The sequence below is a fragment of the Sporosarcina sp. OR05 genome (genome assembly GCF_041414805.1).
GTDB lineage: Bacteria > Bacillota > Bacilli > Bacillales_A > Planococcaceae > Sporosarcina > Sporosarcina saromensis.
Genome location: NZ_JANKJL010000013.1, coordinates 95,076 through 105,980 on the forward strand (window position 1 = coordinate 95,076; position 10,905 = coordinate 105,980).

General features: G+C 44.6%; 11 protein-coding genes and 1 riboswitch. All 11 genes read right to left on the reverse strand.

The window, feature by feature from the left end; all coding sequences use genetic code 11:
- Positions 1-5: 5 nt before the first annotated feature.
- Positions 6-1,541, reverse strand: a complete 1,536-nt coding sequence (gene purH / locus NRI27_RS15400) for a bifunctional phosphoribosylaminoimidazolecarboxamide formyltransferase/IMP cyclohydrolase (RefSeq protein ID WP_371391528.1) — start codon at positions 1,539-1,541, stop codon at positions 6-8.
- Positions 1,542-1,560: 19 nt separating this feature from the next.
- Positions 1,561-2,145 carry a phosphoribosylglycinamide formyltransferase gene (gene purN / locus NRI27_RS15405; RefSeq protein WP_317946044.1) on the reverse strand — a complete coding sequence of 195 codons (585 nt, stop codon included), beginning with the start codon at positions 2,143-2,145 and terminating at the stop codon, positions 1,561-1,563.
- A complete protein-coding gene (gene purM, locus NRI27_RS15410) occupies positions 2,142-3,200 on the reverse strand; it encodes a phosphoribosylformylglycinamidine cyclo-ligase (RefSeq protein ID WP_371391529.1) in 1,059 nt (352 codons plus the stop codon). The genes purN and purM overlap by 4 nt, the downstream gene beginning before the upstream one ends.
- 200 nt (positions 3,201-3,400) lie before the next feature.
- Entirely contained in the window at positions 3,401-4,828 is a 1,428-nt protein-coding gene (purF, locus tag NRI27_RS15415; protein ID WP_371391530.1) for an amidophosphoribosyltransferase, read from the reverse strand.
- Positions 4,804-7,035 carry a phosphoribosylformylglycinamidine synthase subunit PurL gene (gene purL / locus NRI27_RS15420; RefSeq protein ID WP_371391531.1) on the reverse strand — a complete coding sequence of 744 codons (2,232 nt, stop codon included), beginning with the start codon at positions 7,033-7,035 and terminating at the stop codon, positions 4,804-4,806. Before purL ends, purF begins: the two co-directional genes overlap by 25 nt.
- On the reverse strand, positions 7,019-7,696 hold the full coding sequence (purQ, locus tag NRI27_RS15425) for a phosphoribosylformylglycinamidine synthase subunit PurQ (protein ID WP_371391532.1): 678 nt from the start codon (positions 7,694-7,696) through the stop codon (positions 7,019-7,021). The genes purL and purQ overlap by 17 nt, the downstream gene beginning before the upstream one ends.
- Positions 7,693-7,947, reverse strand: coding sequence for a phosphoribosylformylglycinamidine synthase subunit PurS (gene purS / locus NRI27_RS15430; RefSeq protein WP_317946054.1), 255 nt, complete (start codon positions 7,945-7,947; stop codon positions 7,693-7,695). Before purS ends, purQ begins: the two co-directional genes overlap by 4 nt.
- Before the next feature lie 82 nt (positions 7,948-8,029).
- On the reverse strand, positions 8,030-9,148 hold the full coding sequence (purK, locus tag NRI27_RS15435; RefSeq protein WP_371391534.1) for a 5-(carboxyamino)imidazole ribonucleotide synthase: 1,119 nt from the start codon (positions 9,146-9,148) through the stop codon (positions 8,030-8,032).
- Complete coding sequence (purE, locus tag NRI27_RS15440) at positions 9,145-9,633, reverse strand: 5-(carboxyamino)imidazole ribonucleotide mutase (RefSeq protein WP_371391535.1); 489 nt, start codon at positions 9,631-9,633, stop codon at positions 9,145-9,147. The genes purK and purE overlap by 4 nt, the downstream gene beginning before the upstream one ends.
- 150 nt (positions 9,634-9,783) lie before the next feature.
- Positions 9,784-9,883, reverse strand: a riboswitch (purine riboswitch).
- A gap of 84 nt (positions 9,884-9,967) precedes the next feature.
- Positions 9,968-10,159, reverse strand: a complete 192-nt coding sequence (locus NRI27_RS15445) for an NETI motif-containing protein (protein ID WP_317946060.1) — start codon at positions 10,157-10,159, stop codon at positions 9,968-9,970.
- A complete protein-coding gene (locus tag NRI27_RS15450) occupies positions 10,156-10,677 on the reverse strand; it encodes a DUF2179 domain-containing protein (RefSeq protein ID WP_317946062.1) in 522 nt (173 codons plus the stop codon). The genes NRI27_RS15445 and NRI27_RS15450 overlap by 4 nt, the downstream gene beginning before the upstream one ends.
- Between the last annotated feature and the right edge of the window lie 228 nt (positions 10,678-10,905).

Consider the following 10,905-nt stretch of genomic DNA (forward strand, 5'->3'; position numbering starts at 1 on the left):
TTGTATTAATGCTTGAAATGACGCACGCCCGTGAATACCATCGCAATTCCGTATTCATTCGCTTTCTTAATGGAATCTTCGTCCTTCACTGATCCACCTGGCTGAATGATCGCTGTAATACCTGCTAGTGCTGCAGCTTCAACTGTATCATCCATCGGGAAAAATGCATCCGATGCCAGTGCGGCACCTTTAGCCCGTTCCCCCGCTTGTGCCAATGCAATAGTTGCTGCACCTACTCGATTCATTTGCCCTGCACCTACACCTAACGTCATTTGCGCATCTGATACGACAATTGCATTAGACTTCACGTGTTTGACAACGGACCAACCGAGTTTCAACGCTTCCCACTCTGCTTCTGTCGGCTTACGATCTGTAGCAACACGAATGTCCGCATCATCGAACCCATATGTATCCGGTTGTTGTATGAGCAACCCACCTTCTACAGAAACCGTGTTCCACTGATCTTTTTTCTGCTGGGTGAACGAAATGGTCAATAAACGGATGTTTTTCTTCTGTGTCAACAGCTCCATTGCTTCATCTGTAAACGATGGTGCGATAATGATTTCCAGGAAGATTGACGATAATTGCTCTGCAGTTTTCGCATCCACTTCACGATTTAGTGCCACAATCCCTCCAAAAATCGAGGTAGCATCTGCTTCATATGCTTTATTGAACGCTTCAGCAATTGTTGCTCCAGTACCAACTCCACACGGATTCATATGCTTTACTGCGACAGCAGCCGGTTGTTGGAACTCCTTGACGATTTGAAGGGCAGCATTCGCATCTTGAATATTATTATAGGATAGTTCTTTTCCGTGCAATTGCGTTGCATAAGCAATGGAGAAATCCGAGCCGAGCGGACGGCTATAAAATGCCGCTTTCTGATGTGGATTTTCACCATAACGGAGCGGTTGTTTCAATTCGTATGTATAGGTCACTTGCTCCGGGAATTGTTCACCAGCAAGATCTGTCAAATAGCTCGAAATAAGGGCATCATACGCCGCGGTATGCCGGAATACTTTTGCTGCAAGACGGCGACGAGTTTCCAGTGTCGTTTCACCAGCAGATGTTAATTCTTTAAGCACTTGCTCATAGTCTCCTGCATCCACGATGACGGTAACATAAGCATGGTTTTTAGCCGATGCACGTAACATTGCTGGTCCGCCAATGTCAATGTTCTCTATTGCATCCTCAATTGTTGTGTCTGGTTTGGCGATCGTTTCTTTGAATGGATACAAATTCACACATACGATATGGATTGGTTGTATCCCGTGTTCCTTCATTTGTGCTATGTGGGAGCTATCATCTTGTTTAGCAAGCAAACCACCATGGATCATCGGATTTAATGTTTTTACGCGCCCTTCCATAATTTCCGGGAAACCTGTCACTTCATCGACAGCTGTGACTGCTACTCCATTGTCTTTTAAATGTTTCATCGTTCCGCCTGTTGACAGAATTTCGTAATCCAATGCGACAAGCGCTTGTGCAAATTCTAAAATCCCAGCTTTGTCCGACACACTGAGCAATGCGCGTTTTTTCATGATTTATATCCTCCGATTACTAGTTAATTGCGTTAGCGACAAATAATTTTTGCAACGTTTCTTTGTAAATGACATGCTCAATGGCATGAATGGATTGTGCAGTCATTTCAGTATTCCCATCCACAACCCGAACAGCTTCTTGCGCAAGAATCGGGCCTGTATCCATTCCTTCATCTACAAGATGTACGGTGACGCCTGTCACTTTCACGCCATGCGCAATCGCTTGTCCGATTGCGTCCTTACCTGGAAACGATGGTAATAAGGAAGGGTGGATGTTAACAATGCGTGATGGAAAAGCGGCCAACAAATCAGGACCGATCAAACGCATATAACCGGCTAATACAATCCATTCCACTTCAGCTTGGCGGAGTATGTCAATTACCGTTTTTTCAAATGCTTTCTTAGTTGGGAACGCTTTAGGCTCAACTGCTACGACGCGAACTGCAGCTTGCTTGGCACGTTCAACAACGAAGGCAGCCGGTTTATCCGTCATGACAAGCGCAATCTCTGCGTTCAATTCCCCTTCACGGCATGCATTTTCAAGAGCGGCAAAATTGCTGCCGCTCCCTGAAGCAAAGACCGCAATCTTCACCTTTTCTTTCATTCCGCTAAACTCCCATCGTGCTTACCAATGAACGTAATGCCTTCCGACTTAACGACACGACCAATTTCGTATGCATCTTCCCCGTGCAAAGCTGCAATTTGAATAGCGCGTTTCGCCTGTTCAGCAGGAAGGGCGATCACAAATCCGATTCCCATATTAAAGACACTATACAGGTCTTTATCAAGTAATTCCCCTTTATGTTTTAACATGTTGAAGATAGGGAGTACCGGCCAAGAGCCGAGCTTCACTTCCACACCAAAACCTTGTGGGAACATCCGAGGAAGGTTTTCAAAGAAACCACCACCTGTAATATGCCCCATTGCATGTACGTCTAACTCTTCATGTATTTGAAGGACGGGTTTTGCATAAATCTTCGTTGGTTCCAACAACGCGTGACCAATTCGTCCAAGTTCTTCATAACCAGCAATGTATTCATCCATCATATAGCCTTGCTCTTCAAAAACAATTTGACGTACTAACGAAAAACCATTTGAATGAATTCCGCTAGAAGCGAGACCGACTAACACATCGCCTTCTTGTACATACTCACCTGTCACAATGTTGCTTTTTTCACAAGCACCGACAGCAAATCCTGCTACATCGTACTCATCGACTTCGTAAAGTCCTGGCATTTCAGCTGTCTCGCCACCGATTAACGCAGCACCGGCTTGTACACAACCATCCGCAATTCCTTTGACAATCGCTTCCACTTTTTCAGGAACTGCTTTTCCGAGTGCGATATAATCTAAGAAATAAAGCGGTGCTGCCCCTTGAGCAACAATGTCATTTACACACATCGCAACACAGTCAATGCCAATTGTATCATGCTGATCAGCCATGAATGCCACTTTCAGTTTTGTTCCGACTCCATCTGTACCGGAAACGAGCACAGGCTCTTTATACCCGAGCGCAGAAAGATCGAACATTCCACCGAAACCACCAAATGCCCCCGCAACCCCTTTACGTGCTGTCCGTGCAACATGTGATTTCATGCGTTCTACGGACTCATAACCCGCTTCAATGTTGACACCCGCTTTTTCGTAAGCCTTCGACATGGAATTTCCTCCTTTGAGCAAATATGTACAACTATCCATCACAATGACGAATTACCAACCTACTGGATACGTAACACCTTTGAGTAAACCAAACAGAACCGCTTATACGTCATCAACTACGTATGAGTGCGTCTACATGGACAATCAACGACGCAAGCTAAAAGATCGAACGGATAGGTATTTGTGCGTCTGACAATCACTTACCGTCCGATTTCCTTCTCATGCGGCAATACCGTATCCGCATAAATGTCTGTCGGATATTCACCTGTGAAGCAAGCAAGACATTGGCCACAATTTTTCATCTCAGGTGACCTGCCAATCGCTTTCAGCATCCCTTCAGCAGAAAGGAATGTAAGTGAATCGGCTCCAATCAGCTCACGCACTTCCTCGACTGAACGTCCGGTTGCAATTAGCTCCGAGTCCGTACTAATATCGACGCCATAAAAACAAGGGCTCACTAGAGGCGGTGCACCAATGACGACATGGACTTCTGTAGCACCGGCATCCCTCAACATACTGACAATCCGTTTTGACGTCGTTCCTCGCACAATCGAATCATCGACCATGACGACACGTTTCCCGGCAACGACTTGATGCACTGGAGACAGTTTCATCTTCACGCCACGCTCACGCATCGACTGCGTCGGTTGGATGAACGTTCTACCCACATATCGATTTTTGATGAGTCCTAATTCATAGGGGATGCCACTTTCCTCTGAAAAGCCGATTGCTGCAGAAATACTTGAATCAGGTACACCTGTCACTACGTCTGCCTCAATTTTCACTTCCCGAGCCAATTGCTTGCCGCAACGTTTGCGCGCCATATGAATATTAATGCCGTCAATATCTGAATCCGGTCGGGAGAAATAAACATACTCCATCGAACACATTGCCCGTTCAGCTGGCTCAGCAAAACGATCCGACTGCAAACCTCTTTCATTAATAATGACCAATTCTCCCGGTTCGACAGAACGAATGCATTCCGCGCCAATTAAGTCAAACGCACATGTCTCTGAAGAAACGACCCATGCATCCCCTAATTTCCCCAACGACAACGGTCGTAAACCGTTCGGGTCTTGAGCAACCATTAAACCTTCTTCCGTCAACACAACAAAAGCAAAAGCCCCTTTCAACATGGACAACGCTTTTTTCACACGGTCCCGCTGTGTCAAGGACCCACTGCTACTTCGCTTAATCAAATGCGCTAACACTTCTGTATCCGAAGTCGTTTGAAAAATGCTCCCTTGTCTCTCTAAGCTTTCCTTTAAGTCTTTTGCATTGATTAAGTTCCCGTTATGTGCAATGGCCATACTACCTGTCGTTGAACGAAAAACGAGGGGTTGTACGTTTTCTGCACCACGCCCATCCTCTGTCGTATACCGGACTTGACCAATCGCACTGCGACCTGTCAAACTTCGTATAGCGTCGCCTGAAAATACGTCATTGACAAGGCCTTCCCCTTTCACAACATGAAGACCTTTGTGATCTTTCGTCGCGATTCCAGCACCTTCTTGACCACGATGTTGCAATGCGTGCAGACCATAATAACTGATCTGCGCCGCATCTCCATGACCCCATATCCCAAACACTCCACACTCTTCGTTTAAGCCTCTGAGCTCAGCAAGCATGCAATTGCTCCTTTCCATGCAGAACGGAACTCTTCCACCGTCCCATCTATCAACACGGAATCCTCTTCACCCGTAATCCTGATTTCCTCTCGATCGGTCACAGTACCGATTCGTACAGCGTCCTCATTCAATTGCTCAAATGCATGTGCATGTTCTTCTTTTACCGTAACGATGAAACGTGACTGTGTTTCACTGAAAAGCGCTGTCACTGGTGAGCCAGAAAGCGTCACTTCTGCACCGAGACCTTTCGCATCAAACGCCTTTTCACAAAGTGCTACAGCAAAACCACCTTCTGAAAGATCAGTAGCTGATTGGACAAGGCCATTCTGAATCGCAGTAAGCAATCCTTTTTGACGGTTTACTTCCACGTCTAAATCGATTGCAGGCACTTTACCGAAAATCTTCCCTTCAATCATTTGTTGCAATTCACTGCCACCGAATTCCGTAGCCGCTTCCCCAATGACGTAAATCGTATCACCAGCTTGTTTAAACGATGTAGTCGTCACTTGCGCCAAATCGTGGACAATTCCTACTAACCCCATCGTTGGCGTCGGGTACACAGGCACTCCATTCACTTCATTGGACATTGAAACATTCCCACCAATAATGGGTGCATTTAATTTACGGCATGCTTCTGCAATTCCATCCGCAGATTTCTCAATTTGCCAAAACACTTCTGGTTTGTCCGGACTACCGAAATTCAAACAATCTGTTGCAGCAATTGGCTCAGCACCTGAACAGATCAGATTGCGCGTCGCTTCAGCTACAGCAATTTTCCCGCCCATTTCCGGATCAAGGTATATGAACCGGGAATTGCAATCTGCCGTCATGGCAAGGCCTTTATTCGTCCCTCTTACCCGAATGACACCCGCTGAAGAGCCTGGAGCCACAACAGTATTTGCACGTGCTTGCGTATCAAACTGGTTGTACACCCATTCCTTGGACGCAATGGTCGGTCGTTTCAATAACGCTAATAACGTCTCCTTCAAGTCTTCAACGTTTGGCTCTTCATTGGCCATCGCTTGGAATTCCTTATAATACGCAGGCTCTTCTGATTTTTTATAGTAAACAGGTGCATCTTCAGCAAGTGTGTCTGCTAAGACTTCCGCAACTACTTCCCCTTTATGGTAAAGCCTTAACATCTTATCATCCGTCACTTTACCGATTGCAACTGCTTCAAGCCCATATTTTGAGAATAAATCGATGATTTCCTGTTCACGACCTTGCTTTACAACAACGAGCATACGCTCTTGGGATTCAGACAACATCATTTCGTACGCAGTCATACCTTCTTCACGTTGTGGAACTAGATCCAAGTTCATCTCCACACCATAGCCCGCTTTTGAAGCCATTTCAGCTGATGATGAAGTGAGACCGGCTGCCCCCATATCTTGAATACCAATTAGCGCATCTGATTTCACGAGTTCTAGACATGCCTCCATGAGGAGCTTCTCAAGATACGGATCACCTGCTTGCATGACTGGCAGTTCCTCTTCTTTATCGACAGCCACTTCTGCTGAAGACATCGTTGCACCGTGAATGCCATCACGTCCTGTCTTTGCCCCGACATACATAACGGTATTGCCAACACCGGAAGCAAGCCCTTTTTGAATATCTTCATGGTTCAGTAAGCCAACAGCCATCGCATTGACAAGCGGGCGTTTTGAATAGCAATTATCAAATTGCACTTCTCCTGCAATTGTTGGGATTCCAATCGTATTTCCGTAGCTCGCAATTCCTGCCACAGCTTGTTCAAATAAATAGCGATCACGTGCTTCAGACAAATCCCCAAATCGCATCGAATTGACGAGTGCAACGGGACGTGCTCCCATCGAAAACACATCACGAATGATTCCACCTGCTCCTGTTGCTGCTCCGATGAAAGGTTCGATTGCAGAAGGGGAGTTATGGGATTCAAGTTTAAACACAGCTGCTTGATTATCACCGATATCAACAATCCCAGCCCCTTCACCCGGTCCTTGTAGGACACGTGCCCCTTCAGTTGGAAACTTGCGTAGTACCGGTTTTGAACTTTTATAGGAGCAATGCTCAGACCACATAGCAGAAAACAGTCCTGTTTCTGTATAATTCGGAAGCCGTCCCAGCATACTGACTGCCCGATCAAACTCCTCATCGGTCATCCCCATTTGGCGATACAATTTCTCATCTTTGATTTGCTGAGCTGTCGGTTCATGCATGACGTTCACTCCCGTTCTTCAAGATTGATTGAAATAATGCTAGACCATCTGTTCCACCAATGAGTACTTCCACAGCGCGTTCAGGCAATGGCATCATCCCTAAAACATTTCCTTGTTCATTCAAAACACCTGCAATGGCTGCAACACTACCATCTTCATTGCCATCCGCATACGTAAAAGCAACCCGGCCATTTTTCTTTAATGATGCTGCCGTTTCAACATCAACGTAATAATTCCCATATTCGTGCGCGAAAGGAAGTGTTATGTGCTGATCTTGTTCATAAGCACTCGTAAACAATGAGGTTGCATTTTCAACCTTCACAGATGTTTTACCACTTCTAAACTTCAATCCTTTATTTCTCAAGAAAGCACCTGGCAATAACCCCGCTTCCACGAGAATTTGAAAACCGTTTCCAACACCAAGTACTGGTTTTCCTGTAGCAGCAAACGCTTGTAAACTAGCAATTGCAGCTGAGCTTAATGCAAGCGCACCTGGTCGTAAGTAGTCTCCATAGGAAGCTCCTGTCGGAATGACAACTCCGTCATAGTGTTGCAAGTCCGCTTCATAATGCTGCACAATCTCTGCATGTGCACCGATGATATCTGTCAGCGCATACTTCATATCTTCATCACAATTGGAGCCTGGAAAGCTTAGTATAGCGAACTTCATTTGCCCGCAACCTCCTCAATTTCGAAGCGATAGTTTTCGATTACTTTATTGACAAGAAGGGCATTGCACATTTCATGTACACGTGTTTCAATCTCCGAATTTGTACCTGCCAAATCAAGTTCAATCATCTTTCCAATGCGGACATTTCCAACTTCATCGAAACCTAACTTATGCAGAGCATCCTTCGTAGCAATACCTTGTGGATCTACAACACTCTCGCGTAATGAAACGAATACTTGTACTTTTGTCATGTTTGTTTCCTCCCGGATCAAATTAGTTTGTAATCGATTTATGTGGTAATGAAATGATTCCTACTCCTATCGCTTGTCTTCTTTACTCCCAAATGCCCGTTGCTTCAATTTCTTGCAACGTTTCTTCAATCGACTCCGTCATAATCGTCACGTGCCCCATCTTCCGTTTTTCTTTCGCCTCTTGTTTCCCATAAAGATGGATAGACCAATCAGGATAGCTCGTTACAATCTTCTTTAGAGGGGCTACATGCTCTCCTAACACATTCACCATGATGCACGAACCCCATAGCTTTGGTTTACGTAACGGCCAACCGCAAATTGCTCGAATATGCTGATGGAACTGTGACACGTTACACGCTTCGATTGAATAATGTCCTGAATTGTGCGGACGCGGAGCTAACTCATTTATAAGAATTTCTCCATCCTCCAGTACAAACATCTCTACCGCTAACGTCCCGACCAACTTCAAATGGTCGGCTATTTGTTTCGCCGCTTTTTCTGCTTTCTCTATGACAGTTGCACTTACACGAGCTGGAACGATTGACTCATGTAAAATATGATGTTTATGAATATTTTCAGATACCGGCAAACAATAAGATTCACCTGCCATATTCCGCTGGATAATAACCGAAATCTCCGTTTTGAACGGAACGAAAGCTTCTGCAATACATGCGGAATGTGCAAACAGTGGGTAAGCATCATCTAGCTGCGCTGAGGAATCCAGTTTTACTTGCCCTTTTCCATCGTACCCACCAAAAGCCGTTTTCACGATACAAGGATATCCGACATTCTCAATCTTCTCTTTCAACTCCTCAAAACTAGCCGCAGTGGCATACGTTGCAACTGGTGCACCCGCTTCCACAATCTCCGCTTTCTCAGCAATCCTGTTTTGTGTAATTCTTACTAACTCAGCACCTTGAGGAACATAAGCAATTTGAGATAAACGATCTAACCCTTCGTAGTCAATGTTCTCAAATTCATATGTAATGACATCGCTCACTTCCCCTAACTCTTCTAATGCCGCTTCGTCATTGTAAGGTGCAACGATTTGGATATCTGCAATTTGTCCACACGGTGAATCCATAGTCGGATCAAGCACTGCAATTTTAAACCCAGCTTCCTTAGCCGCAAGCCCCATCATTCGACCGAGCTGTCCTCCCCCGATGATACCAATTGTTTGGCCAGGCAATATCGTCTTCACATTAGCTCACCACTGCTTTCCATTGACAGTACACGCATCTTCTCTCGACGAAGCGCAAGTCGTTCCAATAGTTTTTCATCATGTACCGCTAGAAATTGTGCAGCTAATAAACCTGCATTCGTTGCACCAGCGTTTCCAATCGATACAGTTGCAACTGGAACGCCACCAGGCATCTGAACGATTGAAAGTAATGAGTCCATCCCATTCAAAGCTTTTGATTGAACAGGCACACCAATCACAGGTACTAATGTCTTCGCTGCTACCATGCCTGGTAAATGTGCTGCACCACCAGCACCTGCAATAATGACTTCAATCCCTCTTGCTTGAGCCTCCTCAGCATACGCAAACATTAAATCCGGCGTACGATGTGCAGAAACCACCTTTTTTTCAAAAGGCACTTCTAACTCTTCGAGAATGTCACAAGCATGCTTCATCGTGTCCCAATCACTTTTACTTCCCATAATGACACCCACTTTTGGTTGCACCGACAATCGACTCCTTTGCTCGTTTCTTTTCTACAAAAAAACCCTTGAATAAGCCGCGTTCCACATACATGGAAAGCAGTTCATTCAAGGATTAATAATAAGCGTTAAGATGATTGTATCCATTCGCCATGGCACACCTTTCGCTGAATCCAAAAAATCGCTTTCCCTCATAGTCCGGACATTACGGTGTCCTGGTAGAAACGTTGAAGCCAATCCTTCAACATATATGCGGGTTCCTCTATCACTTCTTTATAGTACCAATAGATAATAAGCTCGTCAATAAAAATACGAACGATTAAAACGATATATTTTAACAACGTTCGTGTATTCACTATTACTCACTAAGTACACCTTTAAATTTAATGACTTGTCGAATCGGAATATACTGCCCATCCACTTCTTCAAAAATCGGTTCCTCTTTACGTCCTGCGACCGAATAGCCTGCATCTGCCAATCGTTGCAAACAATCCGTAATCCCTTCTCCTTCTTCCACTTCAAACCATACGGTCTTTTTCTTTGCACTCATTTAAACAATTTCCCTTTCCGAACAGTCTTCACCCAGAACCCACCATGAATCGTCTTTGGCTCATACGCAATAATAAATGCTTTTGGGTCAATCTGTTTTATCGTATCATACAATTTCAATTCATCCTTACGCGGTGTCAAAATTTGCATCGCCGAACGATTCCCTTCTAGTCCATTCGCAGACCAATCTGTCACACCATATCCTTTATCACGCAGCAATTTCGGCATCGTATGATCGATATCAGCAGTGATGACGTTTACAGTAATATACCCTAACGCCATTTTCTCTTCAATTTTCGTACCAATAATAATCCCAATACCATACCCAACCGCATACGCAACAATATTTTGTATTTCATTCAAATTATCCAGCACTAAGCCAAGACCCACAATATAAATGACCACTTCTACCATACTGACGAGCGCTGCAATATACCGATAGCCTTTAAGCGTAAGTATCATCCGAATCGTAAAAAACGATACATACACAATATTAATGACAAGAATTATCATAAACATCGTCAATTTACATCATTCCTTTTCACTAGGATGACTTCCATCGTATCGCTCACAGGAAAAGAATTCAAGAGATTGCTTGTTAATTTTGGAGGAATTAGTCCCATACAAACAGTTTCTTATTGTTCATCAATATATTTTACTATGTACCCGAAGGGAATCGTTTATATGCGTGGAGTTAGGTGATTATGCGGCTTTTGGCCAAAGTTTGCCGTGTTTAAGGCGATTATG